12 protein-coding genes and 1 tRNA gene are annotated in these 18,530 nt (G+C 73.1%); 11 read left to right on the top strand and 2 right to left on the bottom strand.

What is annotated here, in order from left to right:
• Window positions 1-7: 7 nt before the first annotated feature.
• A complete protein-coding gene (gene hrpA, locus RF640_RS09515) occupies window positions 8-4,045 on the bottom strand; it encodes an ATP-dependent RNA helicase HrpA (protein WP_368827598.1) in 4,038 nt (1,345 codons plus the stop codon).
• Between the two features lie 174 nt (window positions 4,046-4,219).
• On the opposite strand from hrpA, the gene RF640_RS09510 reads away from it, so the two are divergent.
• From RF640_RS09510 to RF640_RS09490, 5 genes are all read left to right on the top strand, one after another.
• Window positions 4,220-5,224: an ABC transporter substrate-binding protein gene (locus RF640_RS09510; RefSeq protein WP_368827596.1), complete on the top strand. Its 1,005-nt coding sequence runs from the start codon at window positions 4,220-4,222 to the stop codon at window positions 5,222-5,224.
• Between the two features lie 151 nt (window positions 5,225-5,375).
• Window positions 5,376-6,314, top strand: coding sequence for an ABC transporter permease (locus tag RF640_RS09505; RefSeq protein WP_031283500.1), 939 nt, complete (start codon window positions 5,376-5,378; stop codon window positions 6,312-6,314).
• A 3-nt stretch (window positions 6,315-6,317) separates the two neighbouring features.
• On the top strand, window positions 6,318-7,145 hold the full coding sequence (locus RF640_RS09500; RefSeq protein ID WP_017834405.1) for an ABC transporter ATP-binding protein: 828 nt from the start codon (window positions 6,318-6,320) through the stop codon (window positions 7,143-7,145).
• 140 nt (window positions 7,146-7,285) lie between these two features.
• Window positions 7,286-7,657, top strand: a complete 372-nt coding sequence (locus tag RF640_RS09495) for a hypothetical protein (protein ID WP_017834406.1) — start codon at window positions 7,286-7,288, stop codon at window positions 7,655-7,657.
• A 58-nt stretch (window positions 7,658-7,715) separates the two neighbouring features.
• On the top strand, window positions 7,716-9,095 hold the full coding sequence (locus RF640_RS09490; protein ID WP_368827593.1) for an APC family permease: 1,380 nt from the start codon (window positions 7,716-7,718) through the stop codon (window positions 9,093-9,095).
• Between the two features lie 61 nt (window positions 9,096-9,156).
• On the opposite strand, the gene RF640_RS09485 is transcribed toward RF640_RS09490, so the two are convergent.
• Window positions 9,157-9,232 (bottom strand) — tRNA-Arg (locus tag RF640_RS09485).
• A gap of 105 nt (window positions 9,233-9,337) precedes the next feature.
• Here RF640_RS09485 and argS point away from each other — a divergent pair.
• The 6 genes from argS (at window position 9,338) to rho (ending at window position 18,497) form a co-directional block, all read left to right on the top strand.
• The gene (argS, locus tag RF640_RS09480; RefSeq protein WP_031283503.1) at window positions 9,338-11,008 is read left to right on the top strand and encodes an arginine--tRNA ligase; all 1,671 of its coding nucleotides are present in this window, start codon (window positions 9,338-9,340) and stop codon (window positions 11,006-11,008) included.
• Between the two features lie 4 nt (window positions 11,009-11,012).
• On the top strand, window positions 11,013-12,461 hold the full coding sequence (gene lysA, locus RF640_RS09475; protein ID WP_095650604.1) for a diaminopimelate decarboxylase: 1,449 nt from the start codon (window positions 11,013-11,015) through the stop codon (window positions 12,459-12,461).
• Entirely contained in the window at window positions 12,462-13,784 is a 1,323-nt protein-coding gene (locus tag RF640_RS09470) for a homoserine dehydrogenase (RefSeq protein ID WP_368827590.1), read from the top strand. It abuts the gene before it with no gap.
• 122 nt (window positions 13,785-13,906) lie between these two features.
• Window positions 13,907-15,016, top strand: a complete 1,110-nt coding sequence (gene thrC, locus RF640_RS09465; protein WP_017834411.1) for a threonine synthase — start codon at window positions 13,907-13,909, stop codon at window positions 15,014-15,016.
• A gap of 6 nt (window positions 15,017-15,022) precedes the next feature.
• On the top strand, window positions 15,023-15,973 hold the full coding sequence (thrB, locus tag RF640_RS09460) for a homoserine kinase (RefSeq protein ID WP_035927273.1): 951 nt from the start codon (window positions 15,023-15,025) through the stop codon (window positions 15,971-15,973).
• A 325-nt stretch (window positions 15,974-16,298) separates the two neighbouring features.
• Window positions 16,299-18,497 (top strand): transcription termination factor Rho, encoded by a 2,199-nt coding sequence (gene rho, locus RF640_RS09455; RefSeq protein WP_368827588.1) that lies wholly within the window; start codon window positions 16,299-16,301, stop codon window positions 18,495-18,497.
• The last annotated feature ends 33 nt before the right edge of the window (window positions 18,498-18,530 follow it).

Raw genomic sequence — 18,530 nt, 5'->3', positions numbered from 1 at the left:
CGCCGGGTCAGGCCCGGGCGGCCCCGAGGGCGTCCTTGAGGGCCTTGCGGATCCGCTTCTCCGAGACGGTGTGGGCGGTGCCCAGCTCCTGGGCGAACAGCGAGACCCGCAGCTCCTCGATCATCCAGGCCACCCGGCGCAGCTCGTCCGGGACCGGGGCGTGCGTCGGCAGGGCGTCCAGCGCGGCGTCGTAGTCGTCCTCGAGCTTCTGCACGGCGAGCATCCCGACCGTGTCCCGCTGCAGGTGGCCGGCGAGCTTCTCGAGCCGCACCTCCATCGCCCGCACGTAGCGGGGCAGGTGCTGGAGCTGGTCGTAGCCGGTGGCGGCGACGAAGCCCGGGTGCACGAGGTGCTCGAGCTGGGCCTTGACGTCGTTGAGCGAGTTCACCGCGGCGAGCGAGGACGACCGCTTGAGCTGCTTGCGGATCCGGGCGGCCCCGGAGAGCACCTGCTCCACGAGCGCGGTGACCTGGAAGACGGTGTCGATGAGCTCGGCCCGCACGTGCTCGTGCAGCGCGTCGAACTCCGCTTGGGTGAAGGGGGGCTCGGGCGGCGTGAGCTTGTCGATGGCCGCGACCGTGCAGTCCGCGATGAGCTCGGTCACCGACCCGTGCGGGTTCTGCGTGAAGACCAGCTTCTCCCGGTTGTTGAGGTGCTCCAGCACGTACCGCTCGGGAGAGGGGATGCGCAGCTGCAGCAGCGTGATCACCCCGCGGCGCTGGGCGGCCCGCTGCTCGGCGGCGGAGGACAGGATGCGCACGGCCACCGTGGCCTCCCGGCCGGCGGGCCGGCTCCCCGCGGCCCGGGCACGCTCGGGGACGAGCGCCGGCCACCCGGTGATCCGCTGGCCCGCCACCGTCGTCTCCACGCTGCGCGGCAGGTCCTCCTCGGGCCACGCCGTCAGCCCCGAGCGCTCGAGCGCCGGCGGGGCCGGCGCCGCGTCCGGGGGCCGGGGCGCGGGGGCGCGCGGGCCGTTCCGGGCGGGGCCGCCGGCCGGGGCGCCGGGGGCCGCGCCGGGCACCGCGCCCAGGGACTCGGCCAGGGCGGCACGGATCTCGTCGTGCAGCTCCGACCGGAGCGCCTCGAGGTCCTCGCCCTCGCCCAGCACCCGGTTGCGGCGGTCCCGCACCTCGAAGCGCATCCGCAGGTGGGCCGGGACGGCCTCCCAGTTCCACGAGCCCGGCGGGACCACGTGGCCCTTGAGCCGGCGCAGGACCAGCTCCAGGGACGGCTCGAGGGCGTCGACGGCGGGGTCGAAGTCGGCGTCGAGCATCGCCACCGCCTGGCGGGCGACGTCGGGGGCGGGCACGAAGTTGCGGCGCACGGCCTTCGGCAGGGACTTGATGAGCGCGGTGACGAGCTCGGTGCGGAACCCGGGGATCTGCCACCGGAACTGCTCGGGGTCCAGCTGGTTGAGGAACAGCACGGGCACGCGCACGGTCACGCCGTCCGCCTGGTCGGAGCCCGGGGCGAACTCGTAGGCGAGGTCCAGCACCAGCTCCCCGTCCCGGGTGCGCCGGACCCACTGGCGCGGGTAGAGCGACTCGTCGTAGCCGCCGGCCTCCTCGGCGATCAGGTCCTCGGGGTCCAGGTCCAGGAGGTGCTCGTCCTGCTGGCGGGCCTTCTTCCACCACGCGTCGAAGTGCCGTGCCGAGACCACGGACTCGGGGATCCGGGCGTCGTAGAACGCGAACAGGGCCTCGTCGTCGATCCGCAGGTCCTTGCGGCGCAGCCGGTTCTCGAGCTCCTCGACCTCGGCCAGGCGCTTGCGGTTGCGCGCCCAGAACCGGTGCCGGGTCTGCCAGTCGCCCTCCACGAGGGCGTGGCGGAGGAACAGCTCCCGCGCCAGGGCGGGGTCCACCCGCCAGAAGTTGATCCGGCGCTGGGCCACGACGGGCACGCCGTAGAGGGTGACCTTCTCGTAGGCCATCACGGATCCCTGCGCGCGGGACCAGTGGGGCTCCGAGACGCTGCGCTTGACCAGGTGCGGGGCCAGCTCCTCGGCCCACAGCGGGTCGATCGCGGCGTTGACGCGGGCCCACAGCCGGGAGGTCTCCACCAGCTCGGCGGACATGACCCAGTCGGGGGACTTCTTGAACAGGTTGGAGCCCGGGAAGACGGCGAACCGCGAGCCGCGGGCGCCCTGGTACTCCCGCTTGCGCTCGTCCTTGAGCCCGATGTGGCTGAGCAGCCCCGCCAGCAGCGAGACGTGGATCTCCCGCTCCTTCCCGGAGGGGTCCACCTCGCGGCCCTTGCCGACCCGGATGCCGACCTGCTGGCCCATCTGGCGCAGCTGGGCGTAGAGGTCCTGCCACTCCCGGATGCGCAGGAAGTTCAGGTGCTCCCGCCGGCACAGCTTCCGGAACTGCGTCGAGGAGAGCTCCTCCTGCTGCTCCTGCACGTAGCGCCACAGCAGCAGCCAGCTCGTGAAGTCGGAGTTCTCGTCGAAGAACCGCTTGTGCAGCTCGTCCGCCTGCTGCCGCTTCTCCAGGGGGCGCTCGCGGGGGTCCTGGACGGTCAGCGCCGCCGCGAGGACCATGACCTCCCGGGCGCAGCCCCGCCGGTCCGCCTCCACGATCATCCGGCCCAGCCGCGGGTCCACCGGCAGCTGCGCCAGCTGGCGGCCCACCGGGGTGAGGGGCCCGCCGCGGGCGTCGTCGTCCCGCCCGCCCCGCGGGGACGCGCCCCGCGGCTCCTTGAGGGCGCCCAGCTCCCGGAGCAGGGCCACGCCGTCCTTGACGGCGCGGGACTCCGGCGGCTCCACGAAGGGGAAGCGCTCGATGTCCCCGGGCTCCTTGACGACCCCCACCGAGGTCATCTGCAGGATCACGGCCGCCAGGGACGTGCGCAGGATCTCGGGGTCGGTGAACTCCGGGCGGGAGAGGTAGTCCTCCTCCGAGTACAGCCGGATGCAGATCCCGTCCGAAACGCGCCCGCAGCGCCCCGCCCGCTGGTTCGCCGAGGCCTGGGAGATCCGCTCGATCGGGAGGCGCTGCACCTTGGTCCGCGCCGAGTAGCGCGAGATGCGGGCCGTGCCCGGGTCGATCACGTACTTGATGCCGGGGACGGTCAGCGACGTCTCCGCCACGTTGGTGGCCAGCACGATCCGGCGGCGGCCCGACGGCGCGAACACCCGGTGCTGCTCCGCCATGGACAGCCGGCCGAACAGGGGAAGGATCTCGGCGTCGGCCAGGCCCCGGACCCGTTTCAGGGTGCCCTGCAGCGCCTCCTGGGCGTCGCGGATCTCCCGCTCGCCGGCGAAGAAGATCAGGATGTCCCCGGGCGGCTCCGCGGAGAGCTCCTCGACGGCGTCGCACACGGCGTCGATCGGGTCCCGGTCCTCGTCCTCCAGCCCGTCGCCGGCGTCCTCGGCGTCCTGGCCGCCGTCCCCGGAGCGCGGCTGGGCCAGCGGGCGCCAGCGGATCTCCACCGGGTACGTGCGGCCCGAGACCTCGATGACGGGGGCCCGTCCCGGCTCGTCGCCCTCGGTCTCCTCCGGAGCGAAGTGCCGGGCGAAGCGCTCGGGGTCGATCGTGGCCGAGGTGATGATCACCTTGAGGTCGGGGCGCCGGGGCAGGATCCGCCGGAGGTAGCCCAGCAGGAAGTCGATGTTGAGGGAGCGCTCGTGGGCCTCGTCGATGATGATCGCCGAGTACTTCTGCAGCAGGCGGTCGTGCTGGATCTCGGCGAGCAGGATGCCGTCCGTCATCAGCTTGACCCGTGAGTCCGCGCCCACCTCGGAGGTGAAGCGCACCTGGTAGCCGACCGTGCCGCCGATCTTCTCGCCGAGCTCCGAGGAGATCCGCTCCGCGACCGAGCGCGCGGCGATCCGCCGCGGCTGGGTGTGGCCGATCAGGCCGCGCTCGCCCAGGCCGAGCTCGAGGCACATCTTGGGGATCTGGGTCGTCTTGCCGGACCCGGTCTCGCCGGCGATCACGACCACCTGGTGCGCGGCGATCGCGCCCATGATGTCCTCGCGGCGCGCGGAGACCGGGAGGTTCTCGGGGTAGACGATGGTTCGGGGGCTGCTCAGGGATGCTGACATGACCTCCCGATCCTACCGGGGACGCGGGCCGCGGAGGGCCCGGTCCCGGTGGACGATCGGGCACCGCCGACACGCCGTCGGAGCCGTTATGTCACCACTTGTGAGCTGCCTCTCATTTTGTGACCGAACGGAAGGTAATATCGCTGACACCACTCGTTCCCGAAAGGACCCACCATGAAGCGACTGTTCCCGATGACGGCGGCCCTCGCCTCCACCGCCCTGCTGCTCACGGCCTGCGGCGGCTCCGACACCGAGCCCGCCGGCGGCGGGGGCGGCGGCGAGGCCGCCGAGGAGGCCACCGTCGGGATCAGCCAGTTCGTGGAGCACCCCTCGCTCGACTCCGCCCGGGAGGGCTTCCTCGCCGCGCTCGAGGAGGGCGGCTACACGGAGGGGGAGAACCTCACCGTCGACCTCCAGAACGCCTCCGGGGACCAGGGCACCTCCACCAGCATCGCCTCCAACATGGCGTCCTCGGACGCGGACCTCGTCCTGGCGATCGCGACGCCGTCCGCCCAGGGCCTGGCCCAGTCGGTCACCGACCGCCCGGTGCTGTTCACGGCCGTCACCGACCCGGTCGAGGCCGGGCTGGTCGACTCCCTCGAGAGCCCCGGCGGCAACGTCACCGGTACCACCGACATGAACCCGGTCGCCGAGCAGATCGCGCTGATCAAGCAGCTCGACCCGGCGGCGGAGTCCGTGGGCATCATCTACAGCTCGGGCGAGACCAACTCCCAGGTCCAGGTGGACCTCGCGAAGGAGGCCGCCGCGGAGGAGGGGCTGGAGGTCGTCGAGAAGTCGGTGACCAACACCTCCGAGGTGGCCCAGGCCGCCGAGTCCCTGGACACCGACGCCATCTACGTGCCCACCGACAACAAGGTGGTCTCCGGCCTCGAGGCCGTGATCTCCGCCGCCGAGTCCAAGAAGATCCCCCTCATCGCCGGCGAGGGCGACTCCGTGGAGCGCGGCGCCCTCATCACCCAGGGCCTGGACTACGAGCAGCTCGGCCGCCAGACCGGCGAGATGGCCGTGCGCATCCTCAAGGAGGGCGGGGACCCCGTCTCCATGCCCGTCGAGTCCCAGGAGGACACGCAGCTGATCATCAACCTGCAGGCCGCCGAGCGGATGGGCGTGGAGGTCCCCCAGGAGCTCCAGGACTCCGCCGACCAGGTCATCGAGTAGTCCCGGGCGGCCGGGACGGCGCCGGCGTCCGGAGACCCCGGACGCCGGCCCGCCCGGCCCCCGTCCCCGCGGCACCCCTCCGACGGAGGACGCGCCCGCCCGATCGGCGGACGGCCCCCGTCTCCCACCAACCAGAACGGATCCAGCAGAAGTGATAGCCGGTATCGAACTCGGACTGCTCTACGCGGTCATGGCGCTGGGCGTCTACCTCACGTTCCGGGTGCTCGACTTCCCCGACCTGACGGTCGACCAGTCCTTCACCACGGGCGCCGCCACCACGGCGATGATCATCCTCGGCGGCGGCAGCCCCTGGCTCGCCACCGCCGCCGGTTTCCTGACCGGTGCGCTCGCCGGGCTCATCACGGGCCTGCTCCACACCAAGGCCCACATCAACGGGCTGCTCGCGGGCATCCTCACCATGACCGCGCTCTACTCCATCAACCTGCGCGTCATGGACGGGCGCGCGAACCTGTCGCTGCTGCGCGAGGACACGGTCTTCACCCCGCTCGCCGAGATGGGCGTGCAGGGGACGTGGATCGGCATCGCCCTGTTCCTGCTCGGGGTGGCCGTGGTCAAGGTCCTCCTCGACTGGTTCCTCTACACGGACGCCGGCCTCGCCATGCAGGCCACCGGCGACAACCCGGAGATGATCCGCTCCTTCGGCGTGAACACGGACCACCAGAAGATGCTGGGCCTGTGCCTGTCCAACGGGCTCGTGGGCCTCGCCGGGTCCCTCGTGGCCCAGTACCAGGGCTTCGCCGACATCGGCATGGGCATCGGCCTCATCGTCGTCGGCCTCGCCTCCGTGATCCTCGGCCAGGGGCTCTTCGGCTCGCGCACGGTGGTGATGGCGACCCTCGCCGTCGTCCTCGGCTCGGTCGTCTACCGTCTGGTCATCACCGTGGCCCTGCAGGCGGGCCTCAACCCGTCCGACATGAAGCTGATCTCCGCGGTCCTCGTGGTGGCCGCGCTCGTGGTGCCCCAGCTGCAGTTCTTCCGGCGCCGCAGGGAGCGGCACCTGGCGAGCGAGGCGGCGCGGCTCGTCGACGACCTCACCGACACCCCCGCGACCACGAAGGCAGGTGCCTGAGCCGTGCTCACCATCGACAACGTCCACAAGACGTTCTTCGCCGGGACCGTCAACGAGCGGCGCGCCCTCGCCGGCGTCTCGCTGACCCTGGCGGAGGGCGACTTCCTCACCGTCATCGGCTCCAACGGCGCCGGCAAGTCGACGATCCTCAACGCCATCTCGGGGAGCCTGATCCCGGACACCGGCACGGTGCGGGTCGACGACACCGACGTCACCCGGCTGCCCGAGCACAAGCGCGCCCGGTACCTGTCCCGCGTGTTCCAGGACCCCATGAAGGGCTCCTCGCCCACCATGACGGTCGAGCAGAACATGGCGATCGCCTACCAGCGGGGCAAGTCCCGCGGGCTCGCCCCGGGGCTCACCAGCGCCCGCCGGCAGCTCTTCCGCGACAAGCTGGCCAGCCTCGAGCTGGGCCTGGAGAACCGGCTGGGCGCCAAGGTGGGCCTGCTCTCCGGCGGCCAGCGGCAGGCGCTGTCCCTGCTCATGGCGACGTTCTCCGAGCCGCGCATCCTGCTCCTCGACGAGCACACGGCGGCCCTCGACCCGCAGCGCGCGGACCTCGTGTCCCGGCTCACCGCGGACATCGTGGCCGAGCAGCACCTCACCACGGTGATGGTCACGCACAACATGGACCAGGCCCTGCGCCTGGGCAACCGGCTCATCATGATGCACGAGGGCCGGATCCTCTTCGAGCTCGACGCCGCGCAGAAGCAGTCGATGACGGTGCCGGGCCTGCTCGAGCAGTTCCGCCGGCTGCAGCCCGGGGCGGGGCAGGAGGCGTTCGACGACGCTACGCTGTTCGAGAGCGTCAAGACCGAGGACGGTTCCTGACCGGACGGCACCGGCCGCCGGTCCACGACCGGCGCGGACGAGGACGGGGCGGGCCGGGCACGGCCCGCCCCGTCGCGCGTCGCCGGGCGGTCCGCCCGGTCGAGCCCAGCAGCACGTCCAGCAGCCAGGAGAGCAGCCCCGTGAGCCAGACCCCCGACCCGCACCACGCCCGCCGACGCACCGGGGGGTGGCTGCTGGCCGTGGGCGTGGTGGCCCTGTTCGTCTCCACGTTCACCGTGCCCGAGGCCATCCACCACCTGGCGCGCGTCTCGGCGGAGGACGGGACGGGCCTGAGCGGGCGCGCGGTGGTGGTCGTCGTGGTGGGCGCCGTGACCCTGCTCGGCGGAGGGGCCCTGGCGATCGCCGGGTTCAACTGGCGCCGCTCGGCGGGGGAGGGGCCCAGCCAGGAGGACCGGCTGCTCGACGAACAGTTCGGCGACGGGCCCGTGCGCCCCTACGACCCGGACGAGTTCCGCGGCCCGGGGCGCCGGGACCCCGGCGCCCGCGACTGACGGGCCCACGACCGGGACCCCGGCCTCCTGCGCCGGGCGGTCGGCCTAGACTCGTCCCATGCTCAATCAGCCTGCTGACGGTCCGGGCCTCAAGAAGCACATCACCGGGCCCCTCCTGTTCCTGTTCATCCTCGGAGACGTCCTCGGCGCCGGGGTCTACGCCCTCGTGGGCATCATCGCGGGGGAGGTGGGCGGCGTCATCTGGGCACCGATGCTCGTGGCGCTGCTGCTGGCCCTGCTGACGGCCGCGTCCTACGCCGAGCTCGTCACCAAGTACCCGCGGGCGGGCGGGGCGGCGGTCTTCGCCCACCGCGCCTTCCGCGTCCCGATCGTGCCCTACCTCGTGGGCTTCTGCATGCTCACCGCCGGCGTGGTCAGCGCGTCCGCGCTGGCCCTGGCCTTCAGCGGGGACTATCTCGCGGTCTTCGTGGACGTGCCCCCGGCTGCCGGGGCCATCGTGTTCCTCGTCGCCATCGCCCTGCTCAACGCGCGCGGGATCAAGGAGTCGCTGCGCGCCAACGTCGTCATGACGGCGCTCGAGGTCTCGGGGCTGGTCCTGGTCGTCGTGGCCGTCGCCGTGATGCTCGGCGGCGGCGGGGGCGGCGACGTCGGGCGCGCGGTGCGCTTCGGCGAGGACGTCGACCCGCTGCTGGGCGTGCTGGGCGCCGCACTGCTCGCGTACTACTCCTTCGTGGGCTTCGAGACCTCGGCCAACATGGCCGAGGAGGTCCGCGACGTGTCGCGGGTCTACCCCCGGGCCCTGTTCGGGTCCCTCCTGGTGGCCGGGGCGATGTACGTGCTGGTCGGCACGGCGGCGTCGGTGGCCCTGCCGGCCGACCGGCTGGAGTCCTCGAGCGCCCCGCTGCTGGACGTGGTGACGGCCACCGGGGTCCCGGTGCCCGGCTGGCTGTTCAGCCTCCTCGCCCTGGTCGCGGTGGCCAACGGGGCCCTGCTGACCATGATCATGGCCAGCCGTCTCACCTACGGCATGGCCGTGCAGGGACTCTTCCCCGCCGTGCTGGGCCGGGTCCTGCCGGGCCGCGGCACCCCGTGGGTGGCCATCGTCGTCACGACCCTCGCCGCGCTGGCGCTGACCCTCACCGGTGGGGTGGCCGTCCTGGCGGAGACGGTGGTGCTGCTGCTGCTCATCGTCTTCATCAGCACGAACGTCGCCGTCCTCGTGCTGCGCCGGGAGGCGGTCGAGCACCGGCACTTCCGCGCCTGGACGCCCCTGCCGGTGCTCGCCGTCCTGTCCTGCCTCGTGCTGCTGACCCAGCTGGAGGCCGGGGTGTGGGCACGCGGTGGGGTCGTCCTCGCCGTGGGCGTGCTGCTCTACGCCGTCGCCCGGGTCCGCGGCGGGCAGCCTGTCCGGTACCGGCGGGCCGAGGAGGCGAGGGGCCGGGGCGCCGGCACCGGACGACCCGCGGAGCGCCGCTGACCGGCCCGGACCGGGCACGACGAAGGCCCCGGACCGAGTGGTCCGGGGCCTTCGTCCCGAGTGGTGCCCGCGGTAGGATTCGAACCTACGGCCTTCTGCTCCGGAGGCAGACGCTCTATCCCCTGAGCTACGCGGGCCTTTCACCGCCGCAGCGATGAACCTCGACGATACTAGCAGGTTTCGCGGGGTGCTCGTGGACCACCCGGCGCGGGCGCTCCACGGCGCCCGGTTACACTGGTCCGGTGACTCCAGAACAACTTTCTCTCGCCGTATCCGCATGCCTGCAGGACGCCGTGGCCCGGGGCGACCTCGCCCTCGCCGACGGCGCTCCGCTGCCGGAGGTGCGGATCGAGCGACCGAAGAACCGGGAGCACGGGGACTGGGCGACCAACGTCGCCATGCAGCTGGCCAAGAAGGTGGGGCGCGCCCCGCGCGACGTCGCCGCCGTGGTCCGTGACCGCCTCCAGGGCACCGCGGGCGTGGCCGCCGTGGACGTCGCCGGGCCGGGCTTCCTCAACATCACCCTGGACGCCGCCGCCGCCGGGGAGATCGCCCGCACCGTCGTGGAGCAGGGCGAGGCCTTCGGCCGGGCTCGGTCGCTGGCCGGGACGTCCGTCAACCTGGAGTTCGTCTCCGCGAACCCCACCGGCCCCGTCCACCTGGGCGGCACCCGCTGGGCCGCGGTCGGCGACTCCCTCGCCCGCGTGCTCGAGGCGCAGGGCGCGGATGTGGTGCGCGAGTACTACTTCAACGACGCCGGCGCGCAGATCGACCGCTTCGCCCGCTCCCTGCTGGCCCGCGCCCAGGGCGAGCCCGCCCCCGAGGACGGCTACGGCGGGGAGTACATCACCGACATCGCCGCGCGCATCGTCGCCGAGAACCCCGGCGTCCTCGACTCCGGGGACCCCCAGGAGGCGTTCCGCGCCGCGGGCGTCGAGCTGATGTTCGCCGAGATCAAGTCCTCGCTGCACGACTTCGGCGTGGACTTCGACGTGTACTTCCACGAGCAGTCCCTGTTCGACCAGGGCGCCGTGGAGAAGCTCCTCGAGCAGCTCAAGACCTCCGGCGCCCTCTACTTCGCGGACGGCGCCTGGTGGCTGCGCTCGAGCGCCTACGGCGACGACAAGGACCGGGTGGTCATCAAGTCCGACGGCCAGGCCGCCTACATCGCCGGGGACATCGCCTACTTCAAGGACAAGCGGGACCGCGGCGCGGACCTGTGCATCTACATGCTCGGCGCCGACCACCACGGCTACGTGGCCCGGCTCAAGGCCGCCGCCGCCGCCCTGGGCGACGCCCCGGACCGGGTCGAGGTCCTCATCGGCCAGATGGTCAACCTCGTCAAGGACGGGGTGCCCGTGCGGATGTCCAAGCGCGCCGGCAACGTGGTGACCATGGAGGACCTCGTGGAGGCCGTCGGCGTCGACGCCGCCCGGTACTCGCTGACCCGTTTCTCCGTGGACTCCAACATCGACATCGACCTGGGCCTGCTGACCCGGCGCTCCAACGAGAACCCGGTGTTCTACGTCCAGTACGCCCACGCCCGCACGTGCGCGGTGGGGCGCAACGCCGAGGCGGCGGGGGTCGCCCGCACGGACGAGCGGGGGGAGGCCGTGTTCGACGCCTCGCTGCTCGACCACCCGATGGAGGGGGAGCTGCTGGCCGCCCTCGGCCAGTACCCGTCGGTGCTCGCCCAGGCCGCCGAGTTCCGCGAGCCGCACCGCGTGGCGCGCCACCTCGAGGTGCTCGCCGGGACCTACCACCGCTGGTACGACGCGTGCCGCGTGGCGCCGCAGGGCGAGGACGAGGTCACCGACCTGCACCGCACCCGCCTGTGGCTCAACGACGCCGCACGCCAGGTCCTGGCCAACGGCCTGGGCGTGCTCGGCGTGTCCGCGCCGGAGAGGATGTGATCGCATGACCGCCGACCCGACCACCCGCACCGGGGGCTCCCCCCTGGCACCGGCCTGGCTCAGCGTCCCCGAGGACCTCGACGCCCTCGACCCCGTCATCTGGCCCGAGGCGTTCCGCCGCGGCGAGGACGGCGTGCTGGCCGTCTCGGGGATCCCCGTCCCGGAGCTCGCCGAGCGCTACGGCACTCCCTCCTACGTCTACTCCGAGGACACCTTCCGGGCGCGCGCCCGCGAGTTCCGCGCCGCCTTCACCGAGGCGTTCGCGCGGATCGGGGCCGAGGTCTCCGTCTACTACGCCGGCAAGTCCTTCCTGACCACCGAGGTGGTGCGCTGGCTGCGCGAGGAGGGCCTCAACGTGGACACCGCCTCGGGCGGGGAGCTGGCCGTCGCCCTGCGCGGCGGCATGGAGCCCGCCCGGATCGCCCTGCACGGGAACAACAAGTCCGCCGCCGAGATCACCCGCGCCCTCGACCACGGCCTCGGCCGGATCGTCGTGGACTCCCTCGCCGAGATCGAGCTCGTGGCCCACCTGGCGCGCACCCTCGGCGTCGTCGCCCCCGTCCTGATCCGGGTCACCCCCGGCGTGCACGCGTCCACGCACGAGTTCATCGCCACCGCCCACGAGGACCAGAAGTTCGGCCTGTCCCTCGCCCCGTCCGAGGGCGGGGGGGACAGCCCCGCGATGCAGGCCGTCGCCGCGTGCGTCCTGGAGCCCGAGCTCGACCTGCGCGGGATCCACTGCCACATCGGCTCCCAGATCTTCGACGCCGACGGCTTCGGGATGGCCGCGGAGCGGGTGCTCGCCTTCATGGCCGCCGCCGACGAGCGCTTCGGCCTGACCCTCCCGGAGCTCGACCTCGGCGGCGGCTACGGCATCGCCTACACCGAGGCCGACACCCCCCGCCCGGCCCGCGAGATCGCCGAGGCCCTCGCGGACCAGGTGGCCACCACGGCCCGGTCCCTGCGGATGGCGGTCCCGCACCTGTCCATCGAGCCCGGCCGCGCGATCTCCGGGCCGGCCGCGTGCACCCTCTACACCGTGGGCACCCTGAAGACCGTCACCGCGGAGTCCGGCGCGCAGCGCCGGTACGTCTCCGTGGACGGCGGGATGAGCGACAACGCCCGGCCCGTGCTCTACGGGGCCGACTACACGGCCGTGCTCGCGAACCGCCGCGCCGAGGGGGCCCCCGTGCTCTCCCGGGTGGTGGGCAAGCACTGCGAGTCCGGGGACATCGTGGTCCGGGACGTCTACCTGCCCGAGGACCTCGCCCCCGGGGACGTCCTGGCCGTGCCCGCCACCGGCGCCTACTGCTGGGCCCTGTCCAGCAACTACAACTGGATCGCCCGCCCGCCGGTCGTCGCCGTGCGCGCCGCCGGCGACCGGCCGGAGGCCCGGCTCATCGTGCGGGGCGAGACCGAAGAAGACCTGTTCGCCCGCGACCTGGGAGCCTGATTGACCGCCTCGACCCCTGAGACCACCCGCCCGCCCTCGGCCGTGAAGGTCGCCCTGCTCGGTGCCGGCAACGTCGGCGCCGAGGTGGCCCGGACCCTGCTCGACCACGGCCCCGAGTTCGCCGCCCGCGTGGGCGCGCCCGTGGAGCTCATCGGCATCGCCGTGCGCGACCTCGCCGCCCGGCGGACCGTCGAGCTGCCCGAGGAGCTGCTCACGACCGACGCCGAGGCCCTCGTCGACGCCGCGGACGTGGTCATCGAGCTGACCGGCGGCATCGAGCCGGCCCGCAGCCGCATCCTGCGGGCCCTGCACGCCGGCAAGCCGGTGATCTCGGGCAACAAGGCCCTCATCGCCCGGCACGGCCGCCAGCTCCAGGACGCGGCCGACGCCGCCGGCGTGCCCCTGTCCTACGAGGCCGCCGTGGCCGGGGCGATCCCCATCGTGCGCCCCATGCAGGACTCCCTCGCGGGGGACCGGGTGGACCGCGTGCTGGGCATCATGAACGGCACCACGAACTACATCCTCGACCAGATGGACACCACCGGCGCGCAGTTCCACGACGCGCTCGCCGAGGCGCAGGAGCTCGGCTACGCCGAGGCGGACCCCACCGCCGACGTGGAGGGCCACGACGCCGCGGCGAAGGCCGCGATCCTCGCGTCCCTGGCCTTCCACTCGACCTTCACCATCGACGACGTGTACTGCCGCGGCATCACCGGGGTCACCGCCGCGGACGTCGCCGCCGCCCGCGAGGCCGGCTACGTCATCAAGCTCCTGGCGGTGTGCGAGCGCTGCCCGGGCGGGGTGAACCTGCGGGTCACCCCGACCATGATCCCGCGGGAGCACCCGCTGGCCGGCGTGCACGGCGCCTACAACGCCGTGTTCGTCGAGGCCGCGAACGCCGGGTCCCTCATGTTCTACGGCGCAGGCGCCGGCGGCGCCGCCACCGCCTCGGCCGTGCTGGGCGACTTCGTCTCGGCCGCGCGCCGGCTCGTGCTCGGCGGCCCGGCCCAGGGCGCGGACCCCCACGCCCAGCTCGCCGCCGCGCCGATGGACGACGTCCGCACGAGCTTCTCGATCACCCTGACCGTCCAGGACCGGCTCGGCGTCCTGGCGCGGATCGCCCAGGTCTTCGCCGACCACGGCGTGTCGATCTTCACGATGCAGCAGACGGACCACCCGCACGGCGACCCGCAGCTCTCGGAGATCCGGCTCGTGACCCACCGGGGCGCGAACAAGGACCTCGTGGCCACGGTGGACGCCCTGCGCGAGCTGCCCTTCGTCGAGGAGGTCGCCGGCGTGATCCGTGTGGAGCACGCCGACTGATCCGCCCCGCGGTGCCGCCTGCGGGCGGCACCGCACCCGGAGGGGTGCCGCCGCACGCCCCCCGCGAGCACCCCGCACGAGCACCCCCCGCACCACCGAGTCCACAGGAAGAGATCCAGCACATGGCACACGTCTGGCAGGGCGTCATCAACGAGTACCGGGACCGGCTGCCGGTCTCCGGCTCCACCGAGGTCATCACGATGGGGGAGGGCGGTACGCCGCTGATCCGGGCGCGCGCCCTCTCGGAGCTCACCGGCAACACCGTCTGGCTGAAGTTCGAGGGCATGAACCCGACCGGCTCGTTCAAGGACCGGGGCATGACCATGGCGATCACGAAGGCCAAGGAGGAGGGCGCCGAGGCCGTCGTGTGCGCCTCGACCGGCAACACCTCCGCCTCCGCGGCGGCCTACGCCAAGCAGGCCGGGCTCACGTGCGCGGTGCTCGTGCCGGAGGGGCGGATCGCCATGGGCAAGCTCTCGCAGGCCGTGGCGCACGGCGCGGACATCATCCAGGTGGACGGCAACTTCGACAACTGCCTCGAGGTGGCCCGCAAGCTCTCCGAGTCCTACCCCGTGTTCCTCGTCAACTCCGTGAACCCGTACCGGATCGAGGGCCAGAAGACCGGGGCGTTCGAGGTGGTCGACACCCTCGGCGACGCCCCGGACCTGCACATCCTGCCGGTCGGCAACGCCGGCAACATCACCGCGTACTGGAAGGGCTACCAGGAGTACGCCCGGCCCTACGCCTCCGCCACGGCGGGGGAGCTGCCGGCCGTCTCGACGAAGCTGCCCGTGATGTGGGGCTTCCAGGCCGAGGGCGCGGCCCCGCTGGTCCTCGGCCATCCCGTCACGGAGCCCGAGACCATCGCGACCGCCATCCGGATCGGCAACCCCGCCTCCTGGGACTCGGCGATCGCCGCCCGCGACGAGTCCGGCGGGCTCATCGGCTCCGTCTCGGACGACGAGATCCTGACCGCCCACCGGTGGCTCTCGGCCAAGGAGGGCGTGTTCGTCGAGCCGGGCTCCGCCGCGGGCGTGGCCGGCCTGCTCCAGAAGCACGCCGCGGGGGAGGCCCCCACGGGGCAGACGGTGGTCATCACCGTGACCGGCCACGGTCTCAAGGACCCGCAGTGGGCGATCAAGGCCGCCGAGCGGGAGGACCCCTCGCTGGCCGAGCCCACGCGCGTGCCCTTCGACGTGGTCGCCGTCGCCGCCGCGCTGGGCCTGGAGTAGTCCCGGATGTTCGAGATCGGCCAGCGGGTGGCGGTGAGCGTCCCCGGCTCCACCGGCAACGTGGGCCCGGGCTACGACAGCCTGGGCCTGGCCCTGGGCCACTACGACGACCTCGCCGTCACCGTGACCGGCGGCGGCCTGGAGTTCGAGCTGCACGGGGAGGGCTCCGCGTCCGTGCCCCGGTCCGCGGAGCACCTGGTGGTCCGCGCCATGCGGGCCGCCTTCCGGGCCGCGGGCGTCGAGGAGCTGCCGGGGCTGCGGCTCGAGGCGACCAACCGGATCCCGCACGGCCGCGGGATGGGCTCGAGCGCCTCGGCCGTGGTGGCCGGCGTGCTCGCTGCGAACGCGCTGCTGCCCGCGGAGCGCGCCCTCGACGACCGGCGACTGCTCCAGGTCGCCGCCGCGATGGAGGGCCATCCGGACAACGTGGCCCCCTCCCTCTTCGGGGGGCTCGTGATCTCGTGGACCGACGCGGACGGCTACCGCAGCGCCCCCGTGACCGTCCACGAGGACGTCGTGCCGGTGGTGGCGATCCCCGACTTCGAGGTCCCCACCCGCCTCGCCCGCACCCTGCTGCCCGCGACCGTCCCGCACCACGACGCCGCGGTCAACGCCGGGCGGACGGCCCTGCTCGTCGAAGCCCTCACGCGGCGACCCGAGCTGCTGCTGCCCGCCACCGAGGACCGGCTGCACCAGCCGTACCGGGCCTCAGCCATGCCCCCCAGCGCCCGGCTGATGGCCGCGCTGCGGGCCCGCGGGCTGCCGGCCATGATCTCCGGGGCCGGGCCGACCGTCCTGGTCCTCGCCGCGGACCGGGACCAGGCGCAGGAGACGGAGCAGGCCCTCGCGGAGCTCGTCGCCCCCGGGGCCGATTCCGTCTCCTGGCGTGTCCTCCGTCTGCGCGTCGACGGTCAGGGTGCTAAGCTGGAGAGGCACCCGCAGCAGATCCAGGGGTAGGAGACCGCGCCCGGCGCGGCGAGGACAGCGGGCATCATGAGGGGCAGCGCCCCGGTCGGATGCCCCGGGGTCCTCGGCTCCACCGCCTCAGATCCTCCGGTGATCCCCCGCCGGCACCGGCTTCTTCGATGCCGTCGGCGCCCCGGCCCGCACCGACACGGACCGGAGCGCACCATGATCTCCGGGTGACACCTTGTTCGCCCAGGCTGCCGCGCCCTGAAGTGCGCCCCGCCGCAGGCGGCCCGCGATCGCGGCCCGCCGAGAACCATCCACGGTCCTGGACTCTGAGATCCATGGGCCCCCCACCGAGGGAGAAGGACACTTCGTGACCGAGACCACCGACCTTTCCACGGGTACGGAAGAGACCACCACCAGCGACCCCCGGAACGCGGGACTGTCCGCGCTCAAGCTGGCCCAGCTGCAGGCGCTCGCCTCCCAGCTCGGGATCACCGGCGCCCGCCGGATGCGCAAGAGCCTGCTGGTCGACGCGATCGCCGCCCACCAGCGCGGCGGCGCCGTCGCCGACCGGGACCAGGCCGTCGAGCAGAAGATCGCGCAGACGGTCGAGAAGACCGCCGACGGCGGCGCCGACCAGGGCGCCGCCCCGGCCGCCGCCACGACCGGCGAGGACTCCTCCGCCGCGCAGGGCGCCGACGGCGGCCAGCCGCAGCGGCGCTCGCGCTCCCGCCGCGCCACGAGCACCGGTGTGGTGTCCGTCCCCGCGCAGCAGGGCTCCGAGCAGCAGGACGCCGCCCAGCAGACCGCGGCGCAGGGCGCCACCGAGCAGCAGCCGGCCGACCAGCCCGCTCCCGCCGAGGACTCCTCCGGCGCCGAGAGCGAGGGCGGCCGCAACCGCAACCGCAGCCGCCGCAACCGCAACCGCGACGACAACGGCCAGGGCAACGGGGGCCAGGACTCCGGGCAGGAGACCGACGAGGCGCGCTCCTCCGCCGAGGGCCGTGACGACGACCAGTCGAAGCAGGACCGGAGCCGCGGCCAGGACAACCGGGGCCAGGACAACCGCCAGGACAAGGGTGGCCAGGACCGGGGCGACGGCCGCGGCCGGCGCGACGGCCGGTCCGAGGGCGGGAAGTCCCAGGACGGCAAGGGCCAGGACAACCGCCAGGACAGCCGCCAGGACAAGGGCGGCCAGGACAACCGGCAGGACAAGGGCGGTCAGGACAACCGGGGTCAGGACAACCGCCAGGACGACGGCGGCAGCCGCCGCAGCCGCCGCAACCGCAACCGCAACGACCGCGACCGGGACCGCAGCGACCGCAACGACCGCGCCGAGCGCAACGAGCGGCGCAACCGCCGCGGGCGCAGCACCGGACCCGAGGTCGACGACACGGAGTTCACCGAGGACGACGTCCTGCTGCCCGTCGCCGGCATCCTGGACGTGCTCGACAACTACGCGTTCGTGCGCACCTCCGGCTACCTCCCCGGCCCGAACGACGTCTACGTCAGCCTCGCCCAGGTCAAGAAGCACAACCTGCGCAAGGGCGACGCCGTGGTCGGCGCCATCCGCGCCCCCCGCGACGGCGAGCAGCAGAACGCCACGCGGCAGAAGTTCAACGCGCTGGTCCAGCTCACCACGGTCAACGGCAAGAAGACCGAGGAGAACAAGGACCGCGTGGACTTCGGGAAGCTGATCCCGCTGTACCCGCAGGAGCGCCTGCGCCTCGAGACGGAGCCCAAGAAGATCGGGCCCCGCGTCGTCGACCTCGTCGCCCCCATCGGCAAGGGCCAGCGCGGGCTGATCGTCTCCCCGCCGAAGGCCGGCAAGACGCTGATGCTGCAGGCGATCGCCAACGCGATCACCACGAACAACCCCGAGGTCCACCTCATGATGGTGCTCGTCGACGAGCGCCCCGAGGAGGTCACGGACATGCAGCGCACGGTCAAGGGCGAGGTCATCGCCTCGACCTTCGACCGCCCGGCGGACGACCACACCACGGTCGCCGAGCTCGCGATCGAGCGCGCCAAGCGGCTCGTGGAGATGGGCATGGACGTGGTGGTCCTCCTGGACTCCATGACCCGCCTGGGCCGTGCCTACAACCTCTCGGCCCCCGCCTCCGGCCGCATCCTCTCCGGCGGCGTGGACTCCGCGGCGCTGTACCCGCCGAAGAAGTTCTTCGGGGCGGCCCGCAACATCGAGAACGGCGGCTCGCTCACGATCCTCGCGACCGCCCTCGTGGAGACCGGGTCCAAGATGGACGAGGTCATCTTCGAGGAGTTCAAGGGCACCGGCAACATGGAGCTGCGCCTGTCCCGCTCGCTCGCGGACAAGCGGATCTACCCGGCCGTGGACGTCAACTCCTCGGGCACCCGCCGCGAGGAGAACCTCCTCTCCCCGGACGAGATCAAGATCATGTGGAAGCTGCGCCGCGTCCTCTCCGGGCTCGACCAGCAGCAGGCCCTCGAGCTGCTCACGAACAAGCTGCGGGACACCCAGTCCAACACCGAGTTCCTGCTCCAGGTGCAGAAGACCACGCTGTCGGCCCGCGCCGAGAGCGACCGCTAGCACGCCCCCGCCGCCGCGGCCCCGACCGGTTCG

Source organism: Kocuria sp. CPCC 205231, assembly GCF_040980965.1.
Classification (GTDB): Bacteria; Actinomycetota; Actinomycetes; order Actinomycetales; family Micrococcaceae; genus Kocuria; species Kocuria rosea.
The sequence above is the reverse complement of the archived record's forward strand: the minus strand, read 5'-3'. Positions and strand labels throughout refer to the sequence as shown.